This is a genomic window from Streptomyces sp. RLA123, from assembly GCF_056270165.1.
Window position 1 is genome coordinate 5483023 of sequence record NZ_JBWDOR010000003.1, and the last position, 15872, is coordinate 5498894.

15 protein-coding genes are annotated in these 15872 nt (G+C 70.3%); 10 read left to right on the forward strand and 5 right to left on the reverse strand.

Features of this window, described 5'->3' with window-relative positions; all coding sequences use genetic code 11:
• Position 1: 1 nt before the first annotated feature.
• Entirely contained in the window at positions 2-1024 is a 1023-nt protein-coding gene (locus RV983_RS25015; RefSeq protein ID WP_475987969.1) for an aldo/keto reductase, read from the forward strand.
• Here the strand turns inward: RV983_RS25015 and RV983_RS25020 are convergent.
• From RV983_RS25020 to RV983_RS25030, 3 genes are read right to left on the reverse strand one after another with little or no spacing between them, the layout of a single operon-like run.
• Positions 985-1770: a DUF4429 domain-containing protein gene (locus RV983_RS25020; protein WP_475987970.1), complete on the reverse strand. Its 786-nt coding sequence runs from the start codon at positions 1768-1770 to the stop codon at positions 985-987. The genes RV983_RS25015 and RV983_RS25020 overlap by 40 nt on opposite strands.
• 54 nt (positions 1771-1824) lie before the next feature.
• Complete coding sequence (locus RV983_RS25025) at positions 1825-3021, reverse strand: alpha/beta hydrolase (RefSeq protein ID WP_475987971.1); 1197 nt, start codon at positions 3019-3021, stop codon at positions 1825-1827.
• A 53-nt stretch (positions 3022-3074) separates the two neighbouring features.
• Positions 3075-3746 carry a TetR/AcrR family transcriptional regulator gene (locus tag RV983_RS25030; RefSeq protein WP_475987972.1) on the reverse strand — a complete coding sequence of 224 codons (672 nt, stop codon included), beginning with the start codon at positions 3744-3746 and terminating at the stop codon, positions 3075-3077.
• Between the two features lie 119 nt (positions 3747-3865).
• Here RV983_RS25030 and RV983_RS25035 point away from each other — a divergent pair, with 119 nt between their 5' ends.
• Positions 3866-5467, forward strand: coding sequence for an MFS transporter (locus RV983_RS25035; protein ID WP_475987973.1), 1602 nt, complete (start codon positions 3866-3868; stop codon positions 5465-5467).
• Positions 5468-5594: 127 nt separating this feature from the next.
• Positions 5595-5969 (forward strand): peptidase inhibitor family I36 protein, encoded by a 375-nt coding sequence (locus RV983_RS25040; RefSeq protein WP_475987974.1) that lies wholly within the window; start codon positions 5595-5597, stop codon positions 5967-5969.
• Positions 5970-6033: 64 nt separating this feature from the next.
• Here RV983_RS25040 and aceE read toward each other — a convergent pair whose 3' ends face one another.
• Positions 6034-8775 carry a pyruvate dehydrogenase (acetyl-transferring), homodimeric type gene (gene aceE, locus RV983_RS25045; protein ID WP_475987975.1) on the reverse strand — a complete coding sequence of 914 codons (2742 nt, stop codon included), beginning with the start codon at positions 8773-8775 and terminating at the stop codon, positions 6034-6036.
• 405 nt (positions 8776-9180) lie between these two features.
• Between aceE and RV983_RS25050 the strand changes: the two genes are divergently transcribed.
• From RV983_RS25050 to RV983_RS25075, 6 genes are all read left to right on the forward strand, one after another.
• Positions 9181-9621, forward strand: coding sequence for a DUF3052 domain-containing protein (locus RV983_RS25050; RefSeq protein WP_319662596.1), 441 nt, complete (start codon positions 9181-9183; stop codon positions 9619-9621).
• Between the two features lie 145 nt (positions 9622-9766).
• Positions 9767-10225 (forward strand): peroxiredoxin, encoded by a 459-nt coding sequence (locus RV983_RS25055; RefSeq protein ID WP_475987976.1) that lies wholly within the window; start codon positions 9767-9769, stop codon positions 10223-10225.
• Between the two features lie 73 nt (positions 10226-10298).
• Positions 10299-10874 carry a TerD family protein gene (locus tag RV983_RS25060; protein ID WP_475987977.1) on the forward strand — a complete coding sequence of 192 codons (576 nt, stop codon included), beginning with the start codon at positions 10299-10301 and terminating at the stop codon, positions 10872-10874.
• A 67-nt stretch (positions 10875-10941) separates the two neighbouring features.
• Positions 10942-11517: a TerD family protein gene (locus RV983_RS25065; RefSeq protein ID WP_475987978.1), complete on the forward strand. Its 576-nt coding sequence runs from the start codon at positions 10942-10944 to the stop codon at positions 11515-11517.
• Positions 11518-11533: 16 nt separating this feature from the next.
• Positions 11534-12682: a DUF475 domain-containing protein gene (locus RV983_RS25070; protein ID WP_475987979.1), complete on the forward strand. Its 1149-nt coding sequence runs from the start codon at positions 11534-11536 to the stop codon at positions 12680-12682.
• Positions 12683-12767: 85 nt separating this feature from the next.
• Positions 12768-13499: a TerD family protein gene (locus RV983_RS25075; protein ID WP_475987980.1), complete on the forward strand. Its 732-nt coding sequence runs from the start codon at positions 12768-12770 to the stop codon at positions 13497-13499.
• A 28-nt stretch (positions 13500-13527) separates the two neighbouring features.
• On the opposite strand, the gene RV983_RS25080 is transcribed toward RV983_RS25075, so the two are convergent.
• The gene (locus RV983_RS25080) at positions 13528-14472 is read right to left on the reverse strand and encodes a TerD family protein (RefSeq protein WP_475987981.1); all 945 of its coding nucleotides are present in this window, start codon (positions 14470-14472) and stop codon (positions 13528-13530) included.
• Between the two features lie 215 nt (positions 14473-14687).
• Here RV983_RS25080 and RV983_RS25085 point away from each other — a divergent pair, with 215 nt between their 5' ends.
• Positions 14688-15854, forward strand: a complete 1167-nt coding sequence (locus RV983_RS25085) for an HpcH/HpaI aldolase/citrate lyase family protein (RefSeq protein ID WP_475987982.1) — start codon at positions 14688-14690, stop codon at positions 15852-15854.
• Positions 15855-15872 lie beyond the last annotated feature (18 nt).

Sequence of the window (15872 nt, forward strand, 5' to 3'; positions counted from 1 at the left end):
CATGAGCGACACGAACAACGAGCGGATCGCCACGGTCGCGCTGGGCACGGACGGCCCCCTGGTCGGCGTGCAGGGCCTGGGCTGCATGGGCATCAGCGAGTTCTACGGACCGACCGACGAGAGCGCCGCCCGCGCCACGCTGGAGGCGGCCCTCGGCCTGGGCGTCACGCTCTTCGACACCGCCGACGTCTACGGACTGGGCGCGAACGAGGAGTTCCTCGCCCCCTTCGTGCGGGCGCACCGCGACGAGATCACCCTCGCCACCAAGTTCGGCATCGAGCGCAAGGCCGACGACCTGCGGCACCGCGGCGTCCGCAACGACCCCGCGTACATCCGGCAGGCCGTCGACGCCAGCCTGCGCCGCCTCGGCGTGGACGTCATCGACCTCTACTACATGCACCGCCGGGACCCGGCCGTGCCGCTGGCGGAGTCGGTCGGCGCGATGGCCGAGCTGGTGCGGGCGGGCAAGGTCAAGCACCTCGGCCTGTCCGAGGTGACCGGGGCCGAGCTGCGCGAGGCGCACGCGGTGCACCCGGTCGCGGCCGTGCAGTCGGAGTGGTCGCTGTTCAGCCGGGACGTGGAGATCTCGCTGGCCGGTGCCGCCGCCGAGCTGGGCGTGGCCGTGGTGCCGTACTCCCCGCTCGGGCGCGGCTTCCTCACCGGCTCCTTCCAGGCCGCCTCCGAACTGTCGGCGGACGACTTCCGGCAGGCCCAGCCGCGCTTCACCGGCGAGAACGCCAAGCGCAACGCCGATCTGCTGGAGCCGCTCCGCAGGGCCTCGCAGGCGCACGACGCCACGCCCGGCCAGATCGCCCTGGCCTGGGTCCAGCAGCGGGCGCAGGCGCACGGACTGGCCGTCGTCCCGATCCCGGGGACCCGGAGGGCCGAGCGGGTGCGGGAGAACGCCGCCGCGACCCGGATCGTCCTCGACGAGACCGAGCTGGGGTGGCTGGAGCCGGTCGCGGGACTGGTCGCCGGTGACCGCTACGCGGACATGTCGTCCACGTCGGCGGCGCGCGAGTAGCCCTCGCGTTCCAGGGCGGGCCGGGACCGCGCGGCCCGCTGGATCGCCGCCAGCACGGCCGCGGCCAGCGGCAGCGACTCGTGGACCGGGCCGTAGCCGAGGCCGAACACCACGGCCGTCGGGTCGTCGTCCGGGCTGCCCGGCGGGCGGCCGCCGCCGTCGCGGGGGAGCAGCCGCAGGTGGCCGCCGGACGCCTCGGGGGAGCGCCAGTCCAGGCCGGACAGCCCGGCGACCGGGAAGTGCTGGTCGCCGGCCCGCCACTTCGCCGTGGAGGCACCGGTCCAGGACCACCGGAAGGACACCGTGTCCCCGTCGAAGGACGCCCTGCCGTCGTACGCCTTGAACGACAGCGGAGCTGCGGGGGCGTCCACGAGGTGGCGCGGGGCCGGTTCGGCCTCGTCGGCGCCCAGGGCGCCGATCGCGGTGAGCAGGTGTTCGGCCCACTCCTCCGCGAGCGCTTCCCGGGCGGCGGGCAGCACCAGACGGTAAGGGTCGGCGGCCTCCTTGAGCTGGCCGTCCGACGCCTCCATCAAGGGGTCGGCGCCGCGCCGCGGCACGGCGCGCAGCACGAGGGCGCCGCGCCTGCCCGGCGCGAGCTCCACACCCGTCAGAGCCGCGTAGGGGACACGGCGCTCCCCGAGCACCTGGAGCAGCCTGGAGTTGCGCATCCCCCGCTCGTAACGGATGAGCACAGCGTCGGCATCGAACTCCCATACGGCGTTGGATCCGGCCAATACGTCACCCATACGAGTCATCGTAGGCCGGGTTCCCGCCGGGGGAACCCGCCGGGTGAGGCCGGTCTAGGCCACGCCCGCCGTGCAGGACCTGCCCTCGGCGCAGCGCACGTCCGGAAAGCGCCCCAGCGCGATACGGGTGAAGTTGGCGAGGCTCCCGGTGCCCGAGCGGAAGTAGCCCGCGTGGCCCTCGGCGCCGTCGGAGCTGACGACCCGGGCGCCGAAGGCCCGGGAGACCGGGTCCGCGCCGTGGCCCAGCCCCGCGATCTCCAGGTGCGGTACGTCGCTGATCCAGTCCGAGCTGTCCCGGGTCGCCCACACGCGGGCGCCCGTGCGCAGATCGGCCGCCCGGTCCACGCGCATACCGGGGCTGCCGAAGACCGTGATGTCCGAGACCCGGCCGGCCGGCAGACCGGGCGCGGCCACACCGCACAGCACCGAGCCGTACGAATGGCAGAACAGCGCCACGTCGCCGCGCGCGGGCAGCCCCCGCACCAGGTCGGTCAGCCGGACCGCACCCTGCTCGGCGAGCTCGCCGGTGGACGCGTCCAGGCCCACGCCGAGCGGGGTGGTCCAGTCGGCCCAGGCGATGACGGCCGTGCGCGCGTCAGGGTCGGCGGCCCGTTCGGCGGAGTACAGGGAGCGGGCCATGCCCACCGGGGCCCGGTAGGAGAGCGCGGTGCGCTCGAAGGACATGACGTCGGTGTCGACACCGGGCACCACGATCGAGACCCGCTCCGCGCGCGGCAGATCGCCGAAGACCTCGGCGACCCGGCCCCGGCCCGCGGGGTCGAAGGCGAGGATCTGCCGTCCGGGCCGTTGGAGGGAGGCGTAGCGGCTGGCCCGCTCGGCCGCGTCATGCCGGCCCTCGGTGGTGAGCAGGGGGCTGTGCGAGCGGGCGTTCTCACGGGCCCGCTCGGTGCCGAGCGTGATCTGGTTCGCCTGGTAACGCAGCGCCGGCGGCGTGCCGTTGAGGTTGCCCACGATCAACGGGTAGCGCTTCGCGAGGCGCTGGGCCTGCGTCGGGCCGAGCGTGTCGAAGAAGCGCGCCACCGCCTTCGCCCCGGCCTGAGGATCGGGCAGCGGACGGCCGCCCATCGTGCCGTGCCGCCAGGCGGCCACGGCAACGGACTTGGCGTCGTTGTCACCTTGGTGATGACGCAGCGCCGTCCAGCCGGTGGTCGACAGCATGACGAAGACCACAGCAAGAGCCATGAGGGCGCGCAGGGAGGGGGAGCTGAAACGCTCGTCGGCGAAATTCACTGCGTGCCACGATAGGAGACGTGGTCGGTCCCCTGAGCACGCCGTGACTCAAGTCACGTTTGAAAGAAGGAGATTCCGGACACATCCTTGTGTTCGTCCCAGGGTTGTGTCAGCGCGGGGACGAGCAGGGCCAGATGCTCCTCGGTGATCCTGCGGATCGACTCCACGCTGGTCTCGTCTCCGTCCCCCCACAGTCGCTGGGCCGCCCTGAGTACCCCGCCGACGGCGCCCACGAGCACCCGCGGCCGCGGATCGGTCGCGTCCAGGCCCTCACGGGCGGCGATGACGGCCGCCAGCCGCCCCTCCACCACCGCCGAGCGGCGCATCTGCGCGGCCAGCAGCGTCGGCGTGGACTCGATCACCCGGTACATGGCCATGTACGTGGGCAGCGGCACCACCGCGACGATGAGCGCGCCGATGCCCTCCCACGACGCTCCCAGCGCCGCGTGCAGCGCCTCGAACGGCGACTCGCCGGGCGGCCGGGCCGCCACCGCGGTGGCGTAGGCGTCCTCGACGGTGTCCTCCAGCGCGAGGGCGACCTCCTCCTTGCCCGCGAAGTAGCGGAAGAACGTGCGCTGCGAGACGTCCACCGCGGCGGCTATCTCGTCCACGGTCGTCCCGTCGTACCCCTGCGCCACGAACAACTGCACCGCGGCCCGCACCAGCGCGTCCCGCGTGCGCTGCTTCTTGCGTTCCCGCAGGCCGCACACGGGCGTTTTGGGCATCGCGTACGTCATATGCCGTCCACCTTCCGGACCCCCTTCACCGTAGTTCCCGCTTCCTGACAGCTACCGACGGATGAATGCTTTGGTCAAATGTCAGAGCCTGCCATAATCTCTTGCCCATGACCCAAGCCCCCGTCGTCACCGACCAGGCCCCGGACCCGATACCGGCGCTTGCCAAGAAGCCGCTCCGCGGCCATCCCTGGCTGACCCTCTTCTCGGTCGCCACCGGCGTCATGGTGGTGGCGCTGGACGGCACGATCGTCGCCGTCGCCAACCCGGCCATCCAGGCCGACCTCGGCGCCTCCCGCGAGCAGATCCAGTGGATCACCACCGGGTACATGCTCGCCCTCGCCGTGTCGTTGATCACCGCCGGCAAGCTCGGCGACCGCTTCGGGCACCGCCAGACCTTCCTCGTCGGCCTCGCGGGCTTCGCGCTCACCTCCGGTCTGATCGGTCTCTCCAGCGGCGTCACCATGGTGATCGCGCTCCGGGTCCTGCAGGGCCTGTTCGGCGCGCTGCTCCAGCCCGCCGCGCTCGGCCTGCTGCGGGCCACCTTCCCGGCCGAGAGGCTCAACATGGCCATCGGCATCTGGGGCATGGTCATCGGTGCCTCCACCGCCGCCGGGCCGATCGCGGGCGGTCTGCTGGTCGAGCACGTGAACTGGCAGTCCGTCTTCTTCATCAACGTGCCCGTGGGTCTGATCGCGCTCGTCATGGGCCTGGTGATCCTCAAGGACGTCCGCGCGGAGAAGGCGCCGCGGTCCTTCGACATCCCCGGCATCCTGCTGCTCTCCGGCGCGATGTTCGGCCTGGTGTGGGGCCTGATCAAGGCTCCGGAGTGGGGCTGGGGCGACGTGAGGACCCTGCTCTTCCTGGTCGGCTCGGTGCTGCTGTTCGTGCTGTTCGCGCTCTGGGAGACCAGGGCCTCCGAGCCGCTGATCCCGCTGCGGATGTTCCGCTCGGTGCCGCTGTCCGCGGGCACCTTGCTGATGGTGCTGATGGCCTTCGCCTTCCTGGGCGGCCTGTTCTTCGTGACCTTCTATCTGCAGAACGTCCACGGGATGTCGGCGGTGGAGTGCGGTGTCCATCTGCTGCCGCTCACCGCGATGATGATCGTCAGCTCGCCGGTCGCCGGCGCGCTCATCACCAAGTTCGGCCCCCAGGTGCCGCTGGTCGGCGGCATGGTGTGCACGGCGGTGGCCATGTTCGGCATGACGACCCTGGAGGCCGACTCCGGCACCCTGATCATGTCCGTCTGGTTCGCGCTGCTGGGCCTCGGCCTCGCCCCGGTCATGGTCGGCGCCACCGACGTCATCGTCGGCAACGCCCCGCTGGAACTGTCCGGCGTGGCGGGCGGTCTCCAGGGCTCCGCGATGCAGGTCGGCGGCAGCCTCGGCACCGCCGTCCTGGGGACGATCATGGCCTCGCGCGTGGACAGCGCGCTGCCCGAGAAGTGGGCCGCGGCCGGACTGCCCCCGCTCAAGGGCGAGCAGGCCGCGCAGGCCGCGGACGCGGTCGTGGTGGGCGTGCCGCCGATCGCGCCGAACACCCCGGCGGAGGTCGTGGCGCTGATCACGAAGGCCACGCAGGAGACCTTCCTGTCCGGGATGGGTCTGGCCTTCACGGTCGCCGGCGTCGTGGCCGCCTTCGCGGCGGGCGTCGCCTTCCTGACCAAGCGCGGCGTCAACGCGGACGCAGCCGGCGGTGCGGTGCACGTCTGACGCCGTACGACTCCCTATCAGGGTGATCGAGGCCCGGGGCCCTTGGCGGCCCCGGGCCTCGTCGTTCACGGTGGTGCTCCGTACCGGCGCCATACCGACGCCGCGCCGACAACGGGGAGTGATCCACATGCGCCGTGCCCTGACGTTGACCCTGACCCTGCCGCTCGCCCTGGCCGCGAGCGCCGCCGCCCTGGTGTCCCCCGCTCCGGCGGGCGCGGCTGCCGCGGGCGGCTGCGACCCCGGCGAACTGTGCCTGTGGGTCCGGCCGGACTACGGCGGCACCCGCCTGGTCCACGAACTCGCGGACACCGACGTCAACTCCTGCGTGCCGCTGCCCGCCGGTGTGACCGCGAAGTCCTTCGCCAACCGCACCCGCAAGCTCGTGACGACCTACCAGAGCGCGGAGTGCTCCACCGAGGGGGACTTCGTGACGTTCCCGTCCGGCACGTGGGTGCCGGAGTCCCGGCACACGATCCGGGCCTTCCAGATCGTCGACCAGTGAGTGCGCGGACAGGGGCAGGGCCCCCACCGCGAGCGCGGTGGGGGCCCTGGCGAAGCGGGGACCGTCAGGCGTCGCCGCCGGCCGCGCCGGGGTGGGCGGCGGCCACGTCGAGCAGCTGGTAGCGGTCGATCGCCTGCTTCAGCACCGAGCGGTCGATCTTCCCCGCCTTGGCGAGCTCGGTGAGCACGCCGAGGACCACCGACTGAGCGTCGATGTGGAAGAAGCGCCGCGCCGCGCCGCGGGTGTCCGCGAAGCCGAAGCCGTCCGCACCCAGCGACTGCCAGGCACCGGGCACCCAGCGCGCGATCTGGTCCGGAACGGCCCGCATCCAGTCGGAGACGGCCACGAACGGGCCCTCGGAGCCGGAGAGCTTCCGCGTCACGTACGGGACGCGCTGCTCCTCCTCCGGGTGGAGCAGGTTGTGCTCCTCGGCCGCGACCGCGTCGCGCCGCAGCTCGTTCCAGGAGGTGGCGGACCAGACGTCGGCCCGTACGTTCCACTCCTCGGCGAGGATGCGCTGCGCCTCGATGGCCCACGGCACCGCGACACCGGACGCCAGGATCTGCGCCGGGATCACGCCCGCCTCGCCGGCCCTGTACTTGTACAGGCCCTTGAGGATGCCGTCGACGTCCACGTTCGCCGGCTCGGCCGGCTGGACGATCGGCTCGTTGTAGACGGTGAGGTAGTAGAAGATGTCCTCGTTCGCCTCGGGCGTCCCGCCGTACATGCGGCGCAGACCGTCCCGCACGATGTGCGCGATCTCGAAGCCGTACGCGGGGTCGTAGGCGACCACGGCCGGGTTCGTGGAGGCGAGCAGGTGCGAGTGGCCGTCGGCGTGCTGGAGGCCCTCACCGGTCAGCGTGGTGCGGCCCGCGGTGGCGCCCAGGACGAAGCCGCGCGCCAGCTGGTCGGCCATCTGCCAGAACTGGTCGCCCGTGCGCTGGAAGCCGAACATCGAGTAGAAGACGTAGACCGGGATCAGCGGCTCGCCGTGCGTGGCGTAGGCAGAGCCCGCGGCGATCAGCGAGGCGGTGCAGCCCGCCTCGGAGATGCCGTCGTGCAGCATCTGGCCGGTCGGGGACTCCTTGTACGCCAGCAGCAGCTCGCGGTCGACCGACTCGTACGTCTGGCCCAGCGGGTTGTAGATCTTGGCCGACGGGAAGAGCGAGTCCATGCCGAAGGTGCGGTACTCGTCGGGGGCGATCGGCACGAAGCGCTTGCCGATCTCCTTGTCCCGCATGAGGTCCTTCAGCAGCCGGACGAACGCCATGGTGGTGGCGATCGTCTGCTGGCCGGAGCCCTTGCGGGTCGCCGCGTACGCCTTGTCGTCCGGCAGCGCCAGGGGCTGGGCACGCACGACGCGGGTCGGGACGTAACCGCCCAGGCCCTTGCGGCGGTCGTGCATGTACTGGATCTCCTCCGAGTTCCGGCCCGGGTGGTAGTACGGCGGGGCGCCGGACTCCAGCTCCGTGTCGGCAATCGGCAGGTGCAGCCGGTCACGGAAGCGCTTGAGGTCGTCGACCGTCAGCTTCTTCATCTGGTGGGTCGCGTTGCGGCCCTCGAAGTTCGGGCCGAGGGTCCAGCCCTTGACGGTCTGGGCCAGGATCACGGTCGGCTGGCCCTTGTGCTCGCGGGCCGCCTTGTACGCCGCGTAGATCTTGCGGTGGTCGTGGCCGCCGCGGCCCAGGTGCAGCACCTGGTCGTCGCTGAGGCCCTCGACCATCGTGCGCAGCCGCTGGTCCTCGCCGAAGAAGTGCTCGCGGATGTACGCGCCGGTCTCGGTGGCGTACGTCTGGAACTGGCCGTCGGGCGTGGTGTTGAGCTTGTTCACCAGCACGCCGTCGCGGTCCTGGGCGAGCAGCGGGTCCCAGGTGCGGTCCCAGATCAGCTTGATGACGTTCCAGCCGGCACCGCGGAACTGCGACTCCAGCTCCTGGATGATCTTGCCGTTGCCGCGCACCGGGCCGTCGAGCCGCTGAAGGTTGCAGTTGACGACGAAGGTGAGGTTGTCCAGACCCTCGCGGGCGGCCAGGGACAGCTGGCCGAGCGACTCCGGCTCGTCCATCTCGCCGTCGCCGAGGAAGGCCCACACGTGCGACTGCTCGGTGTCGGCGATGCCGCGCGCCTGCATGTAGCGGTTCATCCGGGCCTGGTAGATCGCGCCCAGCGGGCCGAGGCCCATGGACACGGTCGGGAACTCCCAGAAGTCCGGCATGAGCCGCGGGTGCGGGTAGCTGGACAGGCCGTAGGGGGCCTTGGACTTCTCCTGGCGGAACGCGTCGAGCTGGGTTCCGGAGAGCCGGTCCAGCAGGAAGGCGCGGGCGTAGACACCCGGAGAGGCGTGTCCCTGGAAGAAGATCTGGTCTCCGCCCTTGCCGTCGTCCTTGCCCCGGAAGAAGTGGTTGAAGCCCACGTCGTAGAGGGAGGCCGAGGAAGCGAAGGTGGCGATGTGGCCGCCGACGCCGATGCCGGGGCGCTGCGCACGGGACACCATGACCGCCGCGTTCCAGCGGGTCGCGTTCAGGATGCGCCGCTCGATCTCCTCGTTGCCGGGGAAGAACGGCTCGTCCTTGGTCGCGATGGTGTTGATGTAGTCCGTGCTGCGCATCTCGGGCACGGCCACGCGCCGCTCGCGGGCGCGTTCGATCAGACGGAGCATCAGGTAGCGGGCGCGCTCGCGTCCGCGCTCGTCGATGGCGGAGTCAAGCGAGTCGAGCCATTCCGCCGTCTCCTCGGGATCGAAATCCGGGACCTGGCTGGGAAGGCCGCCAATGATGATCGGGTTGCGATCTGATCCGGAAGCCACGCTAATCCTTCGCTGCTAGGTAGTGCTCTACGGGGTCACGCCGCCTCCATCGTGTACCGCGCGTTCGGGATACGTCATCTCTACTGAGCGGTAACCGTCATGTAGCGAGACAGACCCACCTACAAGGCCCCTGGTGGGGCTCCTGCGTGGCTTCCGGTGGCCGAGCGACCAAATCGCAACTGTACGCCCACTCGGACGTACGACCGACCACGACCCCGATTCGGTAGAAATGCTGGCATAGTGGAGTGAGCCACGTCACCCTTCGCAGTTCGGGTTGCGGTGACACGTCAACGTTTGGGCGGGATGGGCGGCCGGGTACTTGCGCGATCCGCCGCGCCCGTGTGGACTACCGCCCATAACCCCGCACAGGAGCGGGAAGACAACCCCCATGACAGGAGGCAGAGCGTGAGCGCGACCGCGGGCCACGCGGAGGAGCGGACCAACCCGGCAAGCCGGCTTGGTTTCGAGCCCGGACAGGTGGTCCAGGAGCTCGGATACGACGACGACGTCGATCAGGAGCTCCGTGAGGGTATCGAGGAGATCACGGGCGAAGAGCTCGCGGACGAGGACTACGACGACGTCGCCGACGGTGTCGTCCTGTGGTTCCGCGACGATGACGGCGACCTGACCGACGCCCTGGTCGATGCCACGTCCGCCGTCGACGACGGCGCCCAGATCTGGCTCATGACCCCGAAGACCGGCCGTGACGGGCACGTCGAGCCGAGTGACATCGGAGAGGCCGCGCAGACAGCCGGCCTGGCTCAGACCAGCAGTGTCAACGTCTCCAAGGACTGGACAGCCAGCCGGCTGGTGACTCCCAAGTCGGCGAAGGCCGCCAAGCGCTGAGGCGTTTCGGACGGACCCCAGGCCCCCGCGGCACCGTGCCGCGGGGGCGTCTTGCGTGCTGTCCGGCGGGCAGTGGTTGACTGGGGCACAGGCTGGGCCGTGAGGGCTTCGCCGCAGCTCCCGTCACCGGAAAGGTGTGTCCCGCATGGCGCTCGCAGCAGGAGACAAGGCCCCCGACTTCGAGCTGAGGAACCAGCACGGCCAGACCGTCCGGCTCTCGGACTACCGGGGGGCCCGGAACGTCGTGCTGCTCTTCTTCCCCTTCGCCTTCACCGGTGTCTGTACCGGTGAGCTGTGCGCGCTGCGGGACGCGCTCCCGGCGTTCCAGAACGACGACGTCCAGTTGCTGGCGGTCTCGAACGACTCCATGCACACCCAGCGCGTCTTCTCCGAGCAGGAGGGCCTGGACTACCCGCTGCTCTCCGATTTCTGGCCGCACGGCGAGGTCTCCCGGGCCTACGGCGTCTTCGCCGAGGACAAGGGCTGCGCGGTGCGCGGCACCTTCGTCATCGACAAGGAGGGCGTCATCCGCTGGACCGTCGTCAACGGCCTGCCGGACGCGCGTGACCTGAACGAGTACGTCAAGGCGCTCGAAGCCCTGTAGTCGGAGGGAACCGGGTACTACCCTCAGGGCGTTGATCCTGTTACGAGCGGCACGCGATGACATGGGAGGACTCGTGGGAGTCAGCCTCAGCAAGGGTGGCAACGTTTCGCTGACGAAGGAGGCCCCCAACCTCACGGCCGTCGTCGTCGGCCTCGGCTGGGACGCCCGCACCACCACGGGCGCCGGATTCGACCTTGACGCCAGTGCCCTTCTCACGGGCAACGAGGGCAAGGTCCTCTCCGACCAGCACTTCGTCTTCTTCAACAACCTCAAGAGCCCCGACGGCTCCGTGGAGCACACCGGCGACAACCTCACCGGCGACGGCGAGGGCGACGACGAGCAGATCAAGGTGAACCTGGCGGCCGTACCGGCCGAGATCTCCAAGATCGTCTTCCCGGTGTCGATCTACGAGGCCGAGGCCCGTCAGCAGTCCTTCGGCCAGGTGCGCAACGCGTTCATCCGGGTGGTGAACCAGGCCGACAACAACGAGCTGGCCCGCTACGACCTCACCGAGGACGCCTCCACCGAGACCGCGATGGTCTTCGGCGAGCTGTACCGGCACGGCGCGGAGTGGAAGTTCCGGGCCATCGGCCAGGGGTACGCCTCCGGCCTGCGCGGCATCGCGCAGGACTTCGGCGTCAACGTCTGATGTCCAGGGTCGTGCGGCCCGCCCCGGGCGGGCGGGCCGCGCACCCCGGCTGGGGGAGGAGAACAGCATGGGCGTGACGCTCGCCAAGGGAGGCAATGTCTCCCTTACCAAGGCCGCACCCAATCTCACACAGGTGGTGATCGGGCTCGGCTGGGACGCGCGCTCCACCACCGGAGCGCCCTTCGACCTGGACGCGAGCGCCCTGCTGTGCGCCTCGGGACGGGTCCTCGGCGACGAGTACTTCGTCTTCTACAACAATCTCAAGAGCCCGGAGGGATCGGTCGAGCACACCGGGGACAACCTCACCGGCGACGGCGACGGCGACGACGAGATCCTGATCGTCGATCTCGTGGCGGTCCCCGAGCGGGTCGACAAGATCGTCTTTCCGGTCTCCATCCACGAGGCGGACGCCCGCGGTCAGACCTTCGGTCAGGTCAGCAACGCCTACATCCGGGTGGTCAACCAGCTCGACCAGAGCGAACTGGCCCGGTACGACCTGTCCGAGGACGCGTCCAGCGAAACCGCCATGATCTTCGGCGAGCTCTACCGCTACGGCGGTGAATGGAAGTTCCGAGCCGTTGGCCAGGGGTACGCGTCGGGCCTGCGGGGCATCGCCCTAGACTTCGGGGTCAACGTTTCGTAAAGGGATTGGAAAACCAGTGCTCCTCCGAACATTCGGCTGGTCGCTCGGCGTAACCGCCATCGGCTTGGCCCTCGCCGGCTTCCTGTGGGGTGCGCAGGGCCTTGCCCTTGTCGCGATCCTCTCGGTGCTGGAGATCTCGCTTTCCTTCGACAACGCGGTGATCAACGCCGGAATCCTCCGGAAGATGAATGCCTTCTGGCAGCGCATCTTCCTGACGATCGGCATCGTGATCGCCGTCTTCGGTATGCGGCTGATCTTCCCGATCATCATCGTGTCGATCACGGCCAAGATCGGCCCGATCGAGGCGATCGATCTGGCGATCAACAACGCGGACAAGTACGAGCACCTGGTGACCTCCGCGCACCCGGCGATCGCCGCGTTCGGCGGGATGTTCCTGCTGATGATCTTCCTTGACTTCATCTTCGAGAGCCGTGAGCACACCTGGCTGTCCTGGCTGGAGCGCCCGCTGTCCAAGCTCGGCAAGCTGGACATGCTCTCGGTGGTCGTCGCCCTGGTCACGCTGCTGGTCGCCGCCACCACCGTGGCCACCGCGGTGGCCCACGGCGGCGGCGACAAGACCTCCACCGTGCTGCTCGCGGGCATCGGCGGTCTGATCACCTATCTCATCGTCGGCGGCATCTCCAGCTACTTCGAGGACCGCCTGGACGAAGAGGCGGACGAGGCGGACCAGGAGCTGGAGGAGGTGGCCGGCGGCGGCAAGCCGAGCGGCAGCGGCTCCAGCGCCGTGGGCCTGGCCGGCAAGGCGGCCTTCTTCCTGTTCCTCTACCTCGAGGTCATCGACGCCTCGTTCTCCTTCGACGGCGTCATCGGCGCGTTCGCCATCTCCAACGACATCTTCATCATCGCGCTCGGCCTCGGCATCGGCGCCATGTACATCCGGTCGCTCACCGTCTACCTGGTCCGCAAGGGCACCCTGGACGACTACGTCTACCTGGAGCACGGCGCGCACTACGCCATCGGCGCCCTGGCCGTCATCCTCCTGGTCACCATCAAGTACGAGATCAACGAGGTCATCACCGGCCTCGTCGGCGTCGTCCTGATCGGCGCCTCCTACTGGTCGTCGGTGGTGCGAAACCGCCGTCTCGGGGAAAGCTCCGAGCAGCGGGACGACAACGACAAGACGGAAGTGACGAGCGGGGTCTGAGCCCCGGCGCACGACCGGTCCGGGCCGCCGCCCTCCGCCCGCCGGGCGGAGGGCGGCGGTACGTCAGGGGAGGGGCGGAGCACACATGTGGAACTTTCTGCGGCCCAGCGGCGGCTTCGACGTGCAGTTCGACATCGCGAACGTGCACACCATCGAGCTCACCCGGCGCCATCAGGTCGTCTCGCTCACCAAACAGGGCGCGGCCGTCGGCAATCTGCGGATCAACCTGTCCTGGCAGATGCGCACCTCCGACACCGGTGGCTGGAACCAGCGCGGCGGCTCCTGGCTGAGCCGCCAGATGCATCTGTTCAAGCCCGAGCCGGTGCAGGCGGCCGGTCCCGCCATGGTCAACGTCGACCTCGACCTGGCCTGCATGTACGAACTCGCCGACGGCACCAAGGGCGTCGTCCAGCCGCTCGGCAACTTCCTCGGGGACCTGGACGCCCCGCCGTACATCCAGATGAGCGGGGACGACCGCTTCGGCGGCTCCTCGGGCGAGACGCTCTACATCAACCTCGACAAGCGCGACGAGCTCAAGCGCATGCTCGTCTTCGTCTACATCTACGACGGCACGCCGGCCTTCGACCGCACCCACGCCAAGGTGGAGATCTTCCCCAGCTCCGGACCGCGCATCGAGATCCCGCTCAACGAGCGCGAGCCGCAGGCCCGGTCCTGCGCCGTCGTGCTCATCGAGAACAAGAAGGGCGACCTGACCGTGCGCCGCGAGGTCAAGTACGTCTACGGCTTCCAGGCCGAACTCGACCGGCTCTACGGCTGGGGGCTGCAGTGGGGCCGCGGCTACAAGAGCAAGGTATGACGCGGCCCGCCCCGGCGGCGGCCCGCGGTCAGCGGCGCTCCTGGAACTGCGGGCCCTGCGGGGGCAGTGTGACGTCCCGCCGCGGCTGGGGATATCCGTAGGCGGGGCCGGGCGCGGCCGCTGTGGCGGCCGGCTGCTGCGGGTAGCCGTAGGCGGGGGCGGGCACGGTGTGCTCGGGCTGCTGCGGGTAGCCGTAGGCGGGAGCCGGCAGCGTCGGCTGGGGCTGCTGCGGGTAGCCGTACGCCGGCTGGGCGGCCTGAGTGGCCTGAGTGGCCTGGGTGGCGGGGGCCGGGGCCTGCAAGGTGTAGGCCTCGGGCTCGGCGGTCATCCGGACCGTGGGCGGTACCGGCACCGGCTGCGGCAGCGAGGTCACCTCGCCGTCCGGCCGCGGCTGCTGCTGCGGCGGGGTCTCGACCAGGTCGCCCTCGTCCACGGCGATCCCGAACTCGGTCGCCAGGCCCTCGAGCCCGGACACGTACCCCTGCCCCAGCGCGCGGAACTTCCAGCCGCCGGAGCGCCGGTACAGCTCGCCGCAGATCAGCGCCGACTCGTCACCGGTGTCCGGGACGACGTCGAAGAACGCCAGCGGCTCGCCCTCGGAGCCGGCCGTCGCGGCGACGTCGTACAGCAGAACCCGCAGGTCCGAGACGAGCGCGAAGGGACCGCCGTCGGAGGAGGCCGCGATCACCACCCGCTCGACGCTCGGGTCGAGCGCGGACAGGTCCACCTCGACCGCGTCGGTCAGCCCGGCCGGCTCGCTGCGCTTGGGCAGGTGCCGCGCCACGCCCGCCGGGTGCCGGGGCTGGTTGTAGAAGACGAAGTCCTCGTCCGAGCGCACCCGCCCGTCCGTCCCGACCAGCAGCGCCGACGCGTCGACGTCCGGAATCCCCGCGCCCGGGCTCCAGCGCAGTACCGCCCGCACGCCCGAAGCCGGCACGGGGATGTTCGAGCCCTTTACCATCGCCTGCGTCATGCCCGTCATCCTGCCCTCCCAAGGGCCGCGGTCACAACGCGGGGCACGGCGGCGCCGCCCGTCACGGGTGGGCCGACATCCCGCAGACTCGATGGGGTTACCTGATTTTCATATGCGACGGGAACGACCCGGGTGGCCTCACACGTACGATAATCGGCCACGGCGTCGGGGGACGCTTCCCGCCCCACCACCCACCACCTGCCACGGGGGAACGTATGCGCCACTTCGCGCACCTCGCGCCGGACGTACGGAACGAACTCTTCCACCGGGAGCCCGGAGAGTTCACCGCCGACTCGCCGGCCGCCATGCTTGCCGTCGCCCTGGGGGCTACCCTCTACAGCCCGGCGACCCGTGCGAGCCTTGCGGAGGACATCCTCAAGCAGTCAGCCCGCGGGGTCGTCTCGATGGTGCTGTGCCTGGAGGACTCGATAGACGACGGCGAGGTCGTCGCGGGCGAGGAGAACCTGGTTCTCCAGTTCGGCGCGCTGGCCGCCCGCATCGGCGACGCCGACCCGCCCCTGCTCTTCATACGCGTCCGCACCCCGGAGCAGATCACCGACCTGGTGCGCCGCCTCGGCGACACGGCGCGCCTGCTCTCCGGGTTCGTGCTCCCCAAGTTCACCGAGGAGTCCGGCGTCCCCTTTCTGGAGGCGCTCGCCGTCGCCGAAGGCCTGTGCGGCCGCCGTCTGTTCGCGATGCCGGTGCTGGAGTCGCCGCAGCTGCTGCACCTGGAGTCGCGCACCGAGACGCTGTACGGGATAGCGCGGACCGTCGACAAGTACCGCGAGCGGGTGCTCGCGCTGCGCCTGGGCGTCACCGACTTCTGCTCCGCCTACGGGCTGCGCCGCTCGCCCGACATGACCGCCTACGACGTCCGCATCGTGGCCTCCGTCATCGCCGACGTCGTCAATGTCCTCGGCCGCGCCGACGGCACCGGCTTCACGATCACCGGCCCGGTGTGGGAGTACTTCCGGCACTCCGAGCGGATGTTCAAGCCGCTGCTGCGGCACAGCCCCTTCGTGCCCGAGGCCGTCGACCTGCGCGACGCCCTCATCCAGCGCGACATGGACGGCCTGCTCCGCGAGATCGAGCTCGACCGCACCAACGGACTGCAGGGCAAGACCTGCATCCATCCCTCGCACGTGCAGCCCGTGCACGCGCTGAACGTCGTCTCCCACGAGGAGTGGACCGACGCCGCGGACATCCTCCACGAGGACCGCAGCGGCGGCGGCGTCCTGAGGTCGGCCTACACCAACAAGATGAACGAGGTGAAGCCGCACCGCGCCTGGGCCGAGCGCACCGTGCGGCGTGCCGAGGTCTTCGGCGTGGCGCGGGAGGAGACCAACTTCGTGGAACTCCTGGCCGCGTGCGTGCCGTCATGACCGGCGCCCACCGGGAAA